Origin of the sequence: Paenibacillus sp. FSL H7-0326, from assembly GCF_001955535.1 — a bacterium.
Lineage (GTDB): Bacteria > Bacillota > Bacilli > Paenibacillales > Paenibacillaceae > Paenibacillus > Paenibacillus shunpengii.
The window spans coordinates 568,946-584,965 of the sequence record NZ_MPVN01000001.1 but is presented as its reverse complement, the minus strand read 5'-3'; the positions used below and the strand labels follow the sequence as shown (position 1 = coordinate 584,965).

Sequence of the window (16,020 nt, the reverse complement as noted above, 5' to 3'; positions counted from 1 at the left end):
AGTAAGTTATGAGATTCACGTATCATTTTCAGAAGGTTGTCGATCTTAAATCCACTGAAAAAACACAAGCTGAATGGCTGCTATCCTCCGCAATTGGGAAGCTGAAGTCAGAGGAGCAGCATCTTATGGAGCTGGTTCAAGATAAAGAGAATATGCTCCAAGGCATCTCATCGTCATCTCAGCAGTCATTATCTGCTGCGAATCTTCAGGAAATGAACCGATATATTCATTATCTGGACGAATGTATCAGCCGTAAGAACAACGACGTGGCTTATGCACAGGTGAACGTGAAGAAGAATCAGGATTTTTTGAATGACAAGATGCTGGACGAGAAGGTTTGGATGGAAGCAAGAGAAAAAGCAAAAATGCATTTTCAACAGGAAATGCTCCTTCGGGAACAAAATGAACTGGATGAAATGGCAACGGTGCGCTTTGCAGTCAAAGCACGTTAATGACAGTGACGTGAGGAAATGCGCCGGAGGAGGTATGAGTTTTGGTAGGCAAGGATAAGGAAGAGCTGGAGCGAGAGTCCAGCAGCGGATGGGAAAAATTCCTTGTAATCGCAGTCCCGATCGTATTTACAGCTGTTCTCGTTACCGTACTTCTCATCGTACTGAACGGTGACTTCAAGAAAAAGGCTATGGCTTTTTTAAGCCAAGTTCCGATTGTTAGAGAATGGATTCCTGAAGATGCACTTGATCCTGAATTGGTCAAAGAGAGAAAGCTGGAGCAGCAAATGGAGAGCGATCAGGCTACAATCGAAACTTTGAAAGCAGACCTTGAGGCTGCTGAGAAGGATCTGGCCGAGGCAGAAGCGCAAAAGACACAGCAGGATGACAAAGTGAAACAGTTAGAAGAAGAAATTAAGCAGCTGGAGCAAGCGAAGGATAGCAGAGCGGAAGATGGCGAGGAACAGGTCGATCCTTATGTGCAGGAGATCAGAGACCTGGCCAAGATGTATGGTGAGATGAAGCCTAGCAAAGCGGCACCAATTATTCAGAGTATGACAAAAGAAGAGCAGGTACAGCTTCTATCAGAGATGAAATCGGATGAACGAATAGGCATTCTAGAGAAAATGAATCCACAGTCTGCTGCTGAATTGACTTCAGCTCTCAAGGAAGTAACAACATCAGAGGTGAAGGCAATCGCGGCATTGCAATCGAAGCTCGCGGCAAGTCAGCCCGCAGCAGAGACGGCGCAGACCAATAACAGTCGGAATCTGGACCAGAATGAGCTTACTCAAACGTTCTCATCCATGTCGGCTGCAAGCGGTGCAGAGCTTATTCTGGAGATGAACAAGATCAGCTCTGATCGGGCCATTACGATCCTTAAGACGGTTGATGATGCCAAGAGAGCAGAACTCCTTGACAGCATGTCTGGCATTGACAAAGAAGCTTCTGCCAAAATCCTGAATAGACTTATGGGTGGGAAATAGACTTTAATTTGCGATTTGAAAGGAGGTGAAAAAAAGAAATGATATCTTTCTTGCCGCAAATGGCGATGACACAGACTGTCGAATCAACAAGCAGCACACTTGCAGGAAACAGCAGCGGAACGGGATCGAGTACGCAGCCTTCCTTTCTCGAACAGCTACAGGGATTGATGGGGACAACTTCATCTTCTGGCAGCAGCACATCTGACGTCAATCAAGCGGGATTATTTACTTTAATGGCCGCAGCCGGAATGACGGCGGCTTCCGAGGAGGAAATGAATCTGGCACTGCAGGATGAGTCAGAGCTCTTCGCAGCAGCAGAACAGCTGATTGAGAACCTGATCAAAGCATTGGAAGACTCCAAAGAGAAGCTTCTGCTAGAGGATTCAGAATTATTAGCCGATTTAAATGCTTGGCTCTCGCAATTCATGAATGCATATTACCCAGCGGCTCAGGAAGGCAGTGAATCATCGGATTCTACTTCACAGCAAATAGTCAATATCCTGGCTAATGATCCGAACACGATCCAATATGCGGTGCAAGAGGCATTACAGCAAGTGGTTGAAGCGAGCGGGACAAAGAGTTCAGATGGACAAGCCCTGGTGCAGCAGAGCCTACATACAGAGCTGATTACCTCTCTCAAGAATTTATTACAAAAATCAGATATAAGTACAGAGTCTCTAGAGAAATTACAGGTTGTAACAGAGCAAATAGCAACAGTCGTAAATATGTCTTCGAATAAGGAAGCTGTGATCCAGAATGCCAGCTCTGCATTAATGGAGCAACTGCTCAAAGCTGCGGGTGAGGACAGCACGAATACCGTTAGCACCACGGAGGACTCCAATCAGGTGACAGACAAGGAAGCCGGCAAGCTTGTTCCAACAGAAGCTTCGAAGACCAGCATCGTTGAAGAGACGGACTCCTCGGCTTCAACCTCAGATGGTGAACAAGGGAAAGAGAATGAACCTACAACAGCGGGTCAGCTCGTACTGCGCAGCGGTAATGTTCAAACACCCGTTGCAAAATCTGAGATGGCAATACCTGCGGGGCAATTTGTGAAGGATATGTCTGAGTTTGTCATTCAAAAGTTCGAGTTTGTTAAACAGAACGGCGTAGCGGAGGCGGTCATTTCACTGCGGCCGGAACATTTAGGGCAGGTTGATGTTCAGCTATCCATGCAGAATGGACAACTCGTTGCCCGTTTTATGACAGAGCAGGTGATAGCCAAGGATTTGCTCGAGCAGCAGATCACTCAGCTGAGAGCCACACTCCAGGCTCAGGGGATCCAAGTCGAAAGACTGGAAGTCACACAGAACACATCACTATCTTCCCATATGTATCAGGATGGGGGAGGTTCTAATGGACAGTCCGGAGGAGAACGGAGATCCAGGGAACGTGAGCAAAGAGATGAAGATGCCATTCAGGCGGTAGAAATGCAGGATGAGCTTCGAACATGGATGCGAGAACAGCAAGGACTGGAGGTCTTCCCTTCAGCAGAACGTACCCAAGGCTTTACAGCCAAAGCTTGATAGGAAGTGAGGTGGTAACGAGTGGCAGACATAATCTCAACATCTAATGTATGGCCGAACTATTCCGCGGGCAATGTGGCCGCAGCCAGCAGAAAATCAACGCAGGAGATGGGCAAGGATCAATTCCTCAAAATTCTTATAACCCAGCTGCAGAATCAGAACCCGATGCAGCCGATGGAGGATAAAGAATTTATCGCTCAGATGGCACAATTTACTTCAGTCGAACAGTTAACCAATATTTCAGGCCAGTTGGAGAGCTTGGCACAATCTCTAGGAGCAGCATCCGGATTGATTGGCAAAAATGTAAGCTGGATCGGAAAAGATGCGGAGTCGGGAGAATCGGGTGTGCTTACTGGACAGGTTGAGTCCATCATAATTCGTGATCAAATTCAGTATGCCATGATCGGTGATGAAGAAGTAGCCCTCACAGACATCATACAAATCAGTGATCCAGCACCAGCAGAGGGAGAAGAAGTGCAGCAGCCAGATGCAGAGCTCGCTGATGAAGAATCGTCTGAAGATCAATCCGGTACACAGGTATGAGTGACATTTTAAGAGTAGGCCAGCTGTATACAGGACCGGTTACACCCGGAAGCCTTCGAGATGTCAACAAGAAGAGCACGAGCTCCTCAGCGGCAGGAACTTCTTTTCAAGAGCTGCTAAATCAGGAGTGGGTCAAGCTCAGTCATCATGCTTCCAAAAGGCTTGCACAGCGTGGAATCGAGCTTGGGAATGAGCAGCTGATGAAGCTCGGTGATGCAATTGATAAGGCGGCAGCAAAAGGAGCAAAGGAAACGCTGGTGCTGATGCAGGATACGGCCTTTATTGTAAATGTACCGAACCGCACTGTGGTAACCGCAGTGAACGGGGATTCCATGAGTGACAATGTATTTACTCAGATTGACAGTGCAGTAATTATATCTTAACCGGCTGGCCCTAAACGGAGAGCCTTCATGCCGTGGACCGACTGAAGCGGCAAAAATAACTGAACAAAAGAAAGGTAGTGCGAAATGCTGAAGTCTATGTATTCCGGAGTGTCCGGAATGAGAGGATTCCAAACCAAGCTTGATGTGATCGGTAACAATATTGCGAATGTGAATACGACCGGATTTAAATCCAGCCGGGTAATGTTCAAGGATATTATGAGCCAGACGATCTCCGGAACAACCGCGCCAACTGATGAGAGTGGAGGAGTAAATGCGAAACAGGTAGGTCTTGGAGTGAGTGTGGGTTCAATTGATACATTGCACCTCGCTGGGTCTGCCCAGACGACAAACAATCCTACGGATTTGCGTCTCGAAGGAAATGGATTCTTTCTTGTAGGTCTTACGGATGGTCAAGAACCGCCTTATCTTACACGTGCTGGTGATTTTCATGTGGATGCAAATGGTAATCTCCTGACTTCTGACGGATTGTTTGTCTTTGATTCCGATGGAGCAGCGATCGTGATCGACCCTGAAGTGGTGGCTTTTTCAATTGGTCAGGATGGCACGATTAATACACAGCTTGCGGATGGAACCGTAGCAGCAGATGTTCAGCTAGGGATTGGACTTGTCGCAAATCCGGGTGGTCTTGAGAAAATGGGAGGCAACCTGTACCGTATGACCTTGAATGCCAATCCAGAAGGAGAGCTTGAAATCGTCACTGCCAATGACGCTGAAGCAGGTACTGGAGCGATTGTTACAGGACAGCTGGAAATGTCGAACGTCGATCTTACAGGTGAATTTACAGAAATGATCGTGGCACAGCGCGGATTCCAAGCGAATTCACGTATTATTACAACCTCTGATGAAGTGCTTACTGAAGTCGTAAACCTCAAGCGTTAATAATTTGATAGCTTAGGGGAGGCTGACAGCTTCCCTTAGGCACTTAAGCGGGAGGAAAACCCATGATATTAGTGACGAGATTAAATGGTTCATCCATGTGGTTAAATGCGCTGCTCGTAGAAACTGTAGAAGAAACACCGGATACATACGTCACTCTCGTTACAGGTAAACGTTTGATTGTATTAGAAAAGGCAGACGAAATCATTAACAAGATCAAAGAGTATAACGGTGAAATAGGCATACATGCAGCAACGATAAAAGTGCAGCAGCAAACGGAGGATTCCTAATATGAAAAAGATGTTACCCTGGCTTTCTACGATCATGCTTGGCATTACCCTGATCGTGCTTGCTGTGGTTCTGTTAGTAGATCGGACAAATGCAGATGAGAGCTCAAATCAGGAAGTGGCTGAAAGTACAGCGACGAAGCATTTATCCGCAGATGAAATCGTAGAGCTGACTTCAGAAATTACTGACATCAAGACCAACCTTGCAGGATATACGAATATTGTGCAATTGAACCTCGCTTTCCAGGTCAACTCCAAGGAAGCCAAAGAAGATTTTGAGAAGATCAAGGAAATTCAAATCAAGCCCGCTATACTGCAGAAACTAGCTGATACTCAGCCTGAGCAGCTTGAGTCCGGCAAGAACCGTGATTTGTTCCTGAGTGAGCTCACAGAGCTCATTAATAAAGAACTGCCAAGCGGCAGAGTTACGGAAAGTAAAATAACTTCTATCGTGGTAGCAGGCTTGTAAAATGCAGCTTAGGCAAGTTCATTTTTATTTCTGCAAGGGGGTGAGATAAATGGTTGATGTACTTTCACAGAATGAGATTGATGCCCTCCTCGCTGCTCTTTCCTCTGGGGAGATGGATGCTGAAGAGCTCAAGAAGGAAGAAACCGCGCGAAAGATCAGATCCTACGATTTTAAACGTGCAGTACGCTTTTCGAAGGATCATATTCGAAGCCTGACGCGCATACATGAGAACTTTGCGAGGTATCTGACGACTTATTTTTCAGCACAATTACGAACTTTTGTTCAAATTAATGTTGTTCAGGTTGAGCAGCTGCCTTATGACGAGTTTATTAGGTCCATACCGAAGATGACGATCTTGAACATATTTGAAGCGGAGCCGCTCCAAGGCAGAATGGTGCTCGAAGTGCACCCCAACGTTGCCTACGCGATGCTGGATCGTTTACTGGGCGGGCCCGGGACCTCATCAGCCAAGAACAGCTCAATGACTGAGATTGAAACTACCATTATGGAACGAATATTTAGCAAAGCATTCGACAGCCTGCAAGAAGCGTGGAAAACGGTACTTGATATCACACCAAGAATGGAAGCACTGGAGACGAATCCGCAGTTTATGCAGATTGTATCTCCGAACGAGACCATTGCTCTTATTTCGCTCAGCACCAAGATCGGTGACACCACAGGAATGATAAATTTATGTATTCCACATGTGGTAGTTGAACCGATCATGTCCAAGCTGTCGACACATCAGTGGTTTATATCCGAGAAGAAATCGAGAGCGCCTGAGGAAGTCGTAGCCTTAAAAGAAAGAGTTAAAAAAGCGAAATTGCCCATTATCGCAGAACTAGGTGAGTCGAATATTTCCATAGCAGAGTTTCTATCCTTGAATGTCGGAGATGTCATTACATTAAATAAGCCGGTTGAGGAAGGGCTGACGATCAAGGTGGGGGAACGAGCTAAATTTATGGGAAGTCCCGGTACACTTAGAGATCGAGTAGCCGTGCAGATCGATGAGATTCTGATTGAAGGAGTTGAAGAGCTTGACGAGTAAAGATTATTTGTCCCAGGAAGAGATAGATGCTCTATTGAAGCAATCTGAATCCATTTCCAGCGGAGAGCCTGTAATCAAGACGGTTGACGATTATCTCACACCGCTCGAGCAGGATGCACTGGGCGAAATTGGAAACATTACCTTCGGGAGTGCGGCAACAGCGCTGTCCACCTTGCTCGGGAATAAAGTAGATATAACAACACCTAAAATTTCGATTATTAATAAGTCACAGTTTGAAGAGGAGTTCCCCAAACCACATGTTACCGTACATGTTACGTACGTAGACGGATTTGAAGGAATTAATTCCCTTGTGATCAAAAAGCGCGACGCGCAGGTGATAGCTGACTTGATGCTGGGCGGTGAAGGGAATCCGCAGGATGAGGAACTGAATGAAATTCATATCAGTGCGGTTCAAGAAGCAATGAACCAGATGATGGGGTCTTCAGCCACCTCCATGTCCACTTTGTTTAATCGCTTTGTAAATATTTCGCCGCCAAGCATCGACATTTTGAATATGTCCAGCGGTGAAGGGCTCAACAATTTCCCAATGGACGAAACGCTGATTAAGGTATCCTTCAGACTGCTCATTGGAGATTTAATTGATTCGAACATTATGCAGCTGTTAAGAGTCGATTTTGCGAAAAATATGGTTCATATGCTGATCCATGGTTCGTCTGATCCTATGGATGAAGCTGCAAATGAAGCTGCTGCAGCGGTCGAGGAGATGACTGAACCAGCACCACCAGCTCAGGCAGCGCAGCCTACGGTTCACACTCCGCAGGAGCATCCGAATAGTATGCCTTCTGCACCATCTGAATCGATGCAGATGCCAAGCATGCCATATCAGGACCCTTGGCAGGGACAAACAGCGATGCCGCCAATGCAGCAACAGATGCCGCAGCAAATGCCGAATATGCAGTATAACGAACCACAGCATTACGGAAATATGCACGCACGCGGTGTAAATGTGCAACCAGTACAATTCGCAAACTTTCAAAATGGAAATTTTGGGCAGCAAAGCGACAATAATTTGAATTTATTGATGGACATACCGCTTAAAGTCACCGTAGAATTAGGAAGGACCCAGAAGCAAATTAAGGATATTTTGGAACTATCTCAGGGATCAATTATTGAACTGGACAAGCTTGCCGGTGAGCCTGTAGATATTCTTGTAAACCAGAAGCTGATCGCTAAGGGCGAGGTCGTTGTTATTGACGAGAACTTTGGTGTACGTGTAACAGATATCATCAGTGAATGGGACCGACTACAGAAAATACAATAAGCATAATTTTTGGGGAGGATTTTAACTAACATGGCAAATCGAATTCTAATCGTGGACGACGCAGCATTTATGAGAATGATGATTCGGGACATTCTGACAAAAAACGGGTTTGAGGTTGTGGGAGAAGCGCAAGATGGAGCACAGGCTATTGAAAAGTATAAGGAGCTTCGTCCTGACTTGATCACCATGGATATCACCATGCCAGAAATGGACGGTATTGCTGCATTGAAGGAGATCAAAAAAATCGAGCCTAATGCTAAAGTCATCATGTGTTCTGCAATGGGACAGCAGGCAATGGTTATTGACGCCATTCAGGCAGGTGCGAAGGACTTCATCGTGAAGCCGTTTCAATCCGATCGTGTTATCGAAGCAATTAATAAGACGTTAGGCATTTAATCGATACCGATGGAAACCAGCTATTATGGCCAGCTGTTATGGGTAATTATAGTCCTTATTGCGATCATCGCAGCCATCGTGCTGCTTATACGCTGGCTGGGTCGTAAGAATCAGCATTTTTTCCAAAAGAAAGCGATGAGAATTGTTGGCGGAGTCGGTCTTGGACCGAGCAAATCCATTCAAATCGTTGAAATAGGCAGTAAACTATATATCCTTGGGGTTGGTGAGGATATCAATGTCATTGATACCTTAGCTGATCCCGAGGAGATCAGTCAGCTAATGAAGCAATTCGAGCTTGAAGGAAGGGAAACAGCATCACTCCTCTCAACGATTGAGAAGCTGAAGACCAGGCTTAACCGAAATCGGGCCAAGTCTGAAGAAGTTGATGAAGCTGATTTTAAGCAATTATTTGAACAGAAACTTCAAGGAATGCCAGATCGCAAGGAACAGATGGAAGACTGGCTTCAAGAAGATACTAGAGATCGGTCGAGGGATTCATGAATAAGAAGATTGTAGTTGCATGTCTGTTGTGGGTGTGCCTGACGGTATTCAATGGTACAGAGGCCTTTGCGGCACAGCCGATCCCTGATATCTCCATTGAGTTCGGGAATACGGAAGGCGAAGAACCGAGCACAAGTGCATTATCTATTATTTTACTCATTACGGTATTAAGCATTGCACCTGCAATTCTCGTATTAATGACAAGCTTTACTAGGATCGTTATCGTCCTGAGCTTTGTCAGAACGTCGCTCGGTACGAACCAAATGCCGCCTAACCAAGTGCTTGTCGGACTGGCCCTTTTTCTGACCTTGTTTATTATGTCTCCAACCATATCACAAATGAATGAAGTCGCACTCCAGCCTTATCTGAGAGGAGAGCTTACTCAGACGGAAGCACTGGAGGAGGCAGCTGAGCCGATGAAGGAATTCATGTTCTCTCATACAAGAGAGAAGGATCTGCTGCTGTTTATGGAATACACCGGAGCGGAGCAACCCGAGTCCTATGAGGATATTCCCTTACATGTACTTGTTCCGGCCTATGCCATAAGTGAATTGAAAACTGCATTTCAGATGGGCTTTATGATATTTATTCCATTTCTAGTCATTGATATTGTCGTGTCGAGTGTACTTATGGCGATGGGGATGATGATGCTCCCGCCGGTCATGATATCACTGCCCTTCAAGATCCTTCTCTTTGTTCTGGTGGATGGCTGGTATTTGGTCGTAAAATCTCTGTTATTAAGTTTCAGTCCTTAAACTAGGGCGCATCTAGACATTGGAGGCAAGCGGCCATGACGTCCGATTTTATCATTGAACTGGCAGGGCAAGCAATTTTTATCGCACTGGAAATCAGTGCACCAATGCTTGTATTAGGGCTTGTGGTAGGTCTTATTATCAGTATTTTTCAAGCGACGACACAGATCCAGGAGCAAACACTGGCTTTTGTTCCCAAGATTATTGCGGTGCTAGTGGCACTGTTGTTATTTGGGCCATGGATACTTGCAACAATGGTCGATTTTACATTTAACATTTTGAATAATCTTCATACTTATATCGGGTAGGCATATACAAACATGGAGATGATGCTTCAAGGTTTTTCTGTCGCTCTGCTTATTTTTTGTCGAATTACAGCATTTTTTGTAGCAGCACCTATATTTTCTACGCCAGGGGTTCCAGGGGTATTTAAGATCGGAATATCTTTTTTTATTACCGTCATTGTGTACCTCACATTTGGCTTGGGCCAGTCAATTCCGATGGATGGTCAATACATTCTGCTCATTGTGAAAGAAATACTGATGGGTCTGCTGCTGGGCTACATCGCACTACTCATGATCACAGCGATCCAAACAGCAGGTGCATTTATCGATATTCAGATCGGGTTTGGGATGGCAAATGTCTACGACCCCATGACAGGCGCAGCTGCTCCTTTGACAGGGAATGTGAAGTATGCCTTTGCTGTCCTGTTGTTTCTAACCATGAACGGTCATCATCGAATGCTGGATGCAATCGTGTACAGCTACGAGTGGGTACCGCTGGTAGGGAATGATTTTTTTGCAGCAATCGCAAGTGGGAATATCGCTGAGTTAATCATAACAGCCTTCGCTCAGGCGTTTATGCTCGCATTTCAGCTGGCAGCACCTCTTGTTGTCGCTCTGTTTATGACAGATGTGGGTCTCGGCTTCTTAGCAAGAACTGCGCCGCAGTTCAACGTGTTTGTCATAGGTGTTCCGTTAAAAATTCTGGTAGGACTCGCGATGATGCTGATCACTATACCAGGCTTGTTATATTTATTTGAAAATTTATTCGCAGTCATGTTTGAAGCTATGCAGGGAGTTCTGGAAGTGATTAAACAAGGAGCTTAAGGCTTGAATCTGCGGTGGCGGGGGTAGCAGCAATGAGATTTAAACTGGACCTGCAGATGTTCTCAGGGGAGAAGACGGAGAAGGCTACCCCGAAAAAACGTCAGGAATCTCGTAAAAAGGGCCAAGTGGCCAAAAGTATGGAAATATCCGGAGCAGCCATTTTACTCTCCTGTTTCATGTGTCTGCTCATCTTTGGTGAATTTTACAAGGAACGCATTGCAGACCTCTTCAAGGATATCTTTGTTAACAGGCTGAACATGCAAGTAACGAGCGAGAACGTAATGGTTATGTTCGGACAGTTTGGAATGGAGATACTTATCCTCCTTGCTCCGATCTTTGCCATCGCGGTGATCATTGGTTTTGCGGCCAATTATATTCAGGTGGGATTTTTGCTGACAGGCGAAGGAGTCACTCCTAAATTCAGCAAGCTGGATCCGATCAAGGGCTTCAAGAACATCTTTTCCATGCGAGCCCTTGTAGAACTGTTAAAGTCCGTTCTTAAGCTCGTCATTATTGGCTATTTGGTTTATGACATCTTATGGGGTGCACGTGATGAATTCGCAGGCCTCAGCCTGTTGTCACTGGATGGAATCTTGAAATTCGCAGCGGAAATGACGCTGGACCTTGGAATCAATATTGGCGCAGCCTTATTTGTGCTTTCTATCCTGGATTACATGTATCAGAGATACGAACATGAGAAGAACATTAGAATGTCCAAACAGGACATCAAGGATGAGTATAAGAAGATGGAGGGAGACCCTCTCATTAAAGCGAAAATTCGCGAACGGCAAAGACGTATGGCGATGCAGCGGATGATGCAGGAAGTTCCCAATGCGGACGTCATCATTACGAATCCTACTCACTTTGCAGTCGCTTTGAAATATGATGGCAATGAAATGGAGGCTCCTACGGTCATAGCGAAGGGCGCAGATCATATGGCGCTGCGCATTCGGGAGACCGCCAAAGAGCATGGAGTGACGCTAATGGAGAACAAGCCTCTAGCCAGAGCCTTGTTCCAAAGGACAGAGATCGGAGATTCAATTCCGGCGGATCTCTTCCAGGCTGTCGCTGAAATTCTTGCCTATGTTTACAAATTAAAAGGAAGATCGAATCATAAGGGGAATCGGAGGCATGGAAACTAGTGAAAATTAAAGACCTATCAATCCTGATCGGGATCATCGGCATCGTGCTAATGATGATTCTCCCTATTCCTGTTGGACTACTTGATGCACTGCTGGTTATCAACATCGCAATAGCTTTGGTTATATTGCTGGTAGCGATGAATACGAAGGAAGCTCTGGAATTCTCCATATTCCCTTCCTTGCTGCTTGTGACGACTCTATTTCGTGTGGCACTTAACCTTGCAACGACAAAGCATATTTTGCAGGATGCTTATGCCGGTCAGGTTGTGGCCACGTTCGGAAGCTGGATCTCAGGCGGGCAGCCGGTTATCGGTTTCATCGTGTTTCTGATCCTGGTCGTCGTTCAATTTATTGTCATTACGAAAGGCTCGGAGCGCGTAGCGGAGGTAGGAGCTCGTTTCACCCTCGATGCGATGCCCGGGAAGCAGATGAGTATAGATGCGGATTTGAACGCAGGACTTATTAATGAGCATCAAGCGAAAGAGCGCAGAAGCAAAATCGAACGCGAAGCGGACTTTTACGGAGCGATGGATGGTGCGAGCAAGTTTGTTAAAGGAGATGCAATTGCCAGTATCGTTATCCTGATCATTAATCTTGTCGGTGGTTTTATCATTGGGATGGTAATGATGGGCATGAGCTTTGGTGATGCATTGTCTACTTATTCACTGCTAACGATCGGTGATGGATTGGTCAGTCAGATCCCTGCACTGCTTATTTCTACCGCATCCGGTATTATCGTTACGCGTGCAGCTTCTAATGGTACTATGGCGGATGATATTACATCCCAGCTCTTCTCCTATCCAAAGCTTCTATATATTGTTGGAGCGACGGTAGCATTCCTAGGATTCTTCACACCCATTCAGCTGATTACAACACTGCCGCTTGCGTTACTTCTCTTCTTCGCTGGCTGGAAGATGCAGCAGAATTTGAATAAACAGCAGATTAGTGATGAACAGATGGAAGAAGAGCAGCAGATTGAAGAGGTGCGTAGTCCGGAAAGTGTAATTAACCTGCTGCAAGTGGATCCGATCGAATTCGAATTTGGATATGGACTTATTCCCTTAGCAGATACAGGGCAGGGTGGAGATTTGCTCGATCGTATCATCATGATTCGAAGACAATGTGCTCTTGAGCTGGGACTCGTCGTTCCGGTAATTCGGATAAGAGACAATATTCAGCTAAGACCCAGTGAATATGTGATTAAGATTAAAGGAAATATTGTCGGGAGCGGCGAGCTTCTGCTCAATCACTATCTGGCGATGAGTCCAGGATATGATGATGATTCTATAACCGGAATTGAGACAACCGAGCCTGCATTTGGCCTTCCCGCCTTATGGATCGATGAAGCAACCAAGGATCGCGCCGAACTGTCCGGCTATACCGTTGTAGATCCACCTTCGGTTGTGGCAACGCATTTGACCGAAATGATTAAGAAGCATGCACATGAGCTCCTGGGTCGTCAGGAAACGAAAGCTCTTGTGGATAACTTGAAAGAGAATTATCCTGCACTGGTTGATGAGCTGATTCCATCTGTATTATCCATTGGAGATGTTCAAAAAGTACTGGCTAAACTGCTTCGTGAGAAAATCTCGATCCGAGATATGGTGACTATTTTTGAGACGCTCGCGGATTACGGTACTTATACGAAGGATCCGGATGTACTTACGGAATATGTCAGACAAGCTCTATCCAGACAGATTACACAGCAGTATACCCAAAAAGGGGAGACGATGCGGGTCATTACGGTAGGACCGAATCTGGAGAAGAAGATTGCCGAGAGTGTCCAGCAGACGGAGCAAGGGAGCTATCTTGCGCTTGATCCAGTAGCTAGTCAGACGCTGTATCAGAAGCTGATGGAGCAAGTGAATCGGCTGATTCAGACGGGTCAACAACCGATCGTGCTTACTTCACCGACAATCCGGATGTATTTGCGGCAATTGATCGAAAGAACGATGCAGGATATACCGGTGTTGTCCTACAGCGAACTGGAGCCTAATGTTGAAATTCAAAGTGTCGGGGTGGTTAATCTATGAGAGTGAAAAAATATATAGTGGATACCATGCCCGAGGCAATGGGCCTGATTCGCAGTGAGCTAGGAGCAGATGCAGTCATCTTGTCGACGAAATCGATCAAGACAGGCGGTTTTGCCGGACTGTTCCGCAAGCAAAAGATAGAGGTCGTAGCGGCGGTTGAGGAGCAGGCGGGTTCGGGGGCACCGGCCAATCTGCAAGCAAGCCCGCCGGTCTCTCCGGCTCAGCCAAGACCAATACCAAGAGCAATGGCCCCAGATGCTTACCGCAAAGTAGCACAAGGTATGAATAACGGAGAACAAGCACCGGCCAAGGAAAAACAGGAGGATGTGAAGCAAGCGAATCCATCCTACAGGGGACCACATTCATCAGTCCTTCCATCACTTCCTGTTCAGGAGCCGCACCCGGAAGGGGCGGATTTTTCCGCTTCTACCGATCAGGCTCTGCTGACTGAAATACAGCAGTTGAAGCAGATGATGACTTCGTTTGCTAAGCGAGATGCCCATGAAGCCGTGCTGCCGAGCAATCTGAATGAAGCACGTGTCAAACTGATTCAGCAGGGTGTCATCGATGAATTATGGATGAAATGGATTGATGAAGTACAGGAGCAGTGGACGGAACAGACCGAGCAGAGTGGCTTGGCACTAGTCAAGGAAGAGATAAGGCAATTCCTTGAAGCACGAATAGATGCTGGAATTGCGCAGGATACACGTATTGTTTACGTTGCGGGACCTACGGGCGTGGGTAAGACGACGACCATTGCCAAGCTGGCTGCTGAGCAAATGTTTAAGTACAAGCGCAAGGTCGGGCTTATTACTGCGGATACGTACCGGATCTCCGCTGTCGAGCAGCTGAGAACCTATGCCGCAATACTGGGAGTTCCGCTAGAGGTGGTTCAGTCACCGGCAGATACCAAGCGGGCCCTAGAACGCCTTGCAGATTGTGATCTTATTTTTATGGATACCGCAGGACGTAACTATCGTAATGAAATGCTGGTATCTGAACTGAACAGCCTGCTTCTCGATGAACCCAACAGCGAGATGGTGCTAGTACTGAGCCTCACCTCTAAGACAGAGGATATGCTCGTCATTTTGGACCATTTCACCAAATATGGCCTGTCCAAAGTCATCTTTACCAAAATGGATGAAACGGATAGTCTCGGTTCCATTCTTAATGTTCTGTACCGTTACCCTGTGGCACTGTCTTACATAGCGGTTGGTCAGAATGTGCCAGATGATCTTATGGTGCCGGATGCCAGGACGCTCTCAGATTGCATAATGGGAAGTGATGAGAATGAGTGATCAGGCTGCATCTCTTAGAGAATTGATGGCAGCAAGGCCCATTCCGAAGATTACGGAAGAGAATCGCATAAAGAAGCAAACAGCGAAGAAACAGGCTAAATTAATTGCCGTTGCAAGCGGCAAGGGTGGAGTAGGGAAATCCAATTTCACTCTAAACCTGGCATTAAAAATTCATGCCGCCGGCAAAAAGGTTCTCGTATTTGACGCTGATATGGGAATGGCCAATATTGATGTGCTTATGGGGGTCTCCTCCAAATTCAGTCTATATCATGTGCTGACCAGGGAGAAAAGGATCTCAGAGATTATACAACTCGGACCGATGGGGCTTCCGTATATCGCAGGAGGGTCCGGATTCGTAGAACTTCTGTCTCTAACGGAACAGGATATTGATGCATTCACCACTGATTTGGAGAGCCTGGCTTCGGAAATGGATTATATTTTCTTTGATACCGGTGCGGGATTATCACTGGAGAACAGAAGCTTTATCGCGGCTGCAGATGAATGTATTGTTGTGACGACCCCGGAGCCCACGGCGATCACGGATGCTTATGCACTCATTAAAATGATGCACAAAATTAACGGTCACAGTCCATTCGGCATCATCGTCAATCGGGCGGAGAACAAGCGCGAGGCCGACCAAGTCAGCTCAAAGATACAGCTGGTTGCTAAACGATTTTTGGGGGCTGATATTCCGCTGCTCGGGTATGTCACTGAGGATAGTCATGTGATGCGTGCGGTTAAGAAGCAAACGCCATTTACTACCCTGTATCCGAACTGCACAGCTGCTAAGGATATGGAACGAATCTCGCTGAGCTACACAGAGATGGGCAGAACGATATCGAGCGGTGGGCAGGGCTTAAGAGGATTTGTTGCCAAGTGGTTGAGAAAGACGGCCCAATAAACAAGATGAATTTACTTT

Annotated in this window: 19 protein-coding genes; all 19 read left to right on the top strand. The window is 46.3% G+C overall.

Features of this window, described 5'->3' with window-relative positions; translation table 11 throughout:
- Window positions 1–8: 8 nt before the first annotated feature.
- The 19 genes from fliJ (at window position 9) to BK126_RS02475 (ending at window position 16,002) form a co-directional block, all read left to right on the top strand.
- Window positions 9–452, top strand: a complete 444-nt coding sequence (fliJ, locus tag BK126_RS02565; protein ID WP_047909720.1) for a flagellar export protein FliJ — start codon at window positions 9–11, stop codon at window positions 450–452.
- A gap of 41 nt (window positions 453–493) precedes the next feature.
- Window positions 494–1,435 carry a MotE family protein gene (locus BK126_RS02560; protein WP_076311146.1) on the top strand — a complete coding sequence of 314 codons (942 nt, stop codon included), beginning with the start codon at window positions 494–496 and terminating at the stop codon, window positions 1,433–1,435.
- Between the two features lie 38 nt (window positions 1,436–1,473).
- Window positions 1,474–2,961, top strand: a complete 1,488-nt coding sequence (locus tag BK126_RS02555; protein ID WP_076311145.1) for a flagellar hook-length control protein FliK — start codon at window positions 1,474–1,476, stop codon at window positions 2,959–2,961.
- Between the two features lie 21 nt (window positions 2,962–2,982).
- On the top strand, window positions 2,983–3,504 hold the full coding sequence (locus BK126_RS02550; protein ID WP_076311144.1) for a flagellar hook capping FlgD N-terminal domain-containing protein: 522 nt from the start codon (window positions 2,983–2,985) through the stop codon (window positions 3,502–3,504).
- Window positions 3,501–3,887 (top strand): TIGR02530 family flagellar biosynthesis protein, encoded by a 387-nt coding sequence (locus BK126_RS02545; RefSeq protein ID WP_076311143.1) that lies wholly within the window; start codon window positions 3,501–3,503, stop codon window positions 3,885–3,887. The genes BK126_RS02550 and BK126_RS02545 overlap by 4 nt, the downstream gene beginning before the upstream one ends.
- Before the next feature lie 84 nt (window positions 3,888–3,971).
- Window positions 3,972–4,787 carry a flagellar basal body rod protein FlgG gene (flgG, locus tag BK126_RS02540; RefSeq protein WP_076311142.1) on the top strand — a complete coding sequence of 272 codons (816 nt, stop codon included), beginning with the start codon at window positions 3,972–3,974 and terminating at the stop codon, window positions 4,785–4,787.
- Window positions 4,788–4,849: 62 nt separating this feature from the next.
- Window positions 4,850–5,074 carry a flagellar FlbD family protein gene (locus BK126_RS02535; protein ID WP_047909714.1) on the top strand — a complete coding sequence of 75 codons (225 nt, stop codon included), beginning with the start codon at window positions 4,850–4,852 and terminating at the stop codon, window positions 5,072–5,074.
- Between the two features lies 1 nt (window position 5,075).
- Window positions 5,076–5,540, top strand: a complete 465-nt coding sequence (locus BK126_RS02530; RefSeq protein ID WP_047909713.1) for a flagellar basal body-associated FliL family protein — start codon at window positions 5,076–5,078, stop codon at window positions 5,538–5,540.
- A 49-nt stretch (window positions 5,541–5,589) separates the two neighbouring features.
- Entirely contained in the window at window positions 5,590–6,588 is a 999-nt protein-coding gene (gene fliM, locus BK126_RS02525; protein WP_076311141.1) for a flagellar motor switch protein FliM, read from the top strand.
- A complete protein-coding gene (gene fliY, locus BK126_RS02520) occupies window positions 6,578–7,870 on the top strand; it encodes a flagellar motor switch phosphatase FliY (RefSeq protein ID WP_076311140.1) in 1,293 nt (430 codons plus the stop codon). Before fliM ends, fliY begins: the two co-directional genes overlap by 11 nt.
- A 30-nt stretch (window positions 7,871–7,900) precedes the next feature.
- Complete coding sequence (locus BK126_RS02515) at window positions 7,901–8,266, top strand: response regulator (protein ID WP_047909710.1); 366 nt, start codon at window positions 7,901–7,903, stop codon at window positions 8,264–8,266.
- Between the two features lie 9 nt (window positions 8,267–8,275).
- On the top strand, window positions 8,276–8,767 hold the full coding sequence (locus BK126_RS02510; protein ID WP_076311139.1) for a flagellar biosynthetic protein FliO: 492 nt from the start codon (window positions 8,276–8,278) through the stop codon (window positions 8,765–8,767).
- Window positions 8,764–9,522, top strand: a complete 759-nt coding sequence (gene fliP / locus BK126_RS02505; protein ID WP_047909708.1) for a flagellar type III secretion system pore protein FliP — start codon at window positions 8,764–8,766, stop codon at window positions 9,520–9,522. Before BK126_RS02510 ends, fliP begins: the two co-directional genes overlap by 4 nt.
- A gap of 35 nt (window positions 9,523–9,557) precedes the next feature.
- A complete protein-coding gene (gene fliQ / locus BK126_RS02500; RefSeq protein ID WP_076311138.1) occupies window positions 9,558–9,827 on the top strand; it encodes a flagellar biosynthesis protein FliQ in 270 nt (89 codons plus the stop codon).
- Window positions 9,828–9,839: 12 nt separating this feature from the next.
- A complete protein-coding gene (gene fliR, locus BK126_RS02495) occupies window positions 9,840–10,628 on the top strand; it encodes a flagellar biosynthetic protein FliR (protein WP_076311137.1) in 789 nt (262 codons plus the stop codon).
- Window positions 10,629–10,660: 32 nt separating this feature from the next.
- A complete protein-coding gene (gene flhB, locus BK126_RS02490) occupies window positions 10,661–11,770 on the top strand; it encodes a flagellar biosynthesis protein FlhB (protein ID WP_143757654.1) in 1,110 nt (369 codons plus the stop codon).
- A complete protein-coding gene (gene flhA, locus BK126_RS02485) occupies window positions 11,770–13,803 on the top strand; it encodes a flagellar biosynthesis protein FlhA (protein WP_076311135.1) in 2,034 nt (677 codons plus the stop codon). Before flhB ends, flhA begins: the two co-directional genes overlap by 1 nt.
- Window positions 13,800–15,101 (top strand): flagellar biosynthesis GTPase FlhF, encoded by a 1,302-nt coding sequence (gene flhF, locus BK126_RS02480; RefSeq protein ID WP_076311134.1) that lies wholly within the window; start codon window positions 13,800–13,802, stop codon window positions 15,099–15,101. Before flhA ends, flhF begins: the two co-directional genes overlap by 4 nt.
- The gene (locus BK126_RS02475) at window positions 15,094–16,002 is read left to right on the top strand and encodes a MinD/ParA family protein (RefSeq protein ID WP_076311133.1); all 909 of its coding nucleotides are present in this window, start codon (window positions 15,094–15,096) and stop codon (window positions 16,000–16,002) included. The genes flhF and BK126_RS02475 overlap by 8 nt, the downstream gene beginning before the upstream one ends.
- Window positions 16,003–16,020 lie beyond the last annotated feature (18 nt).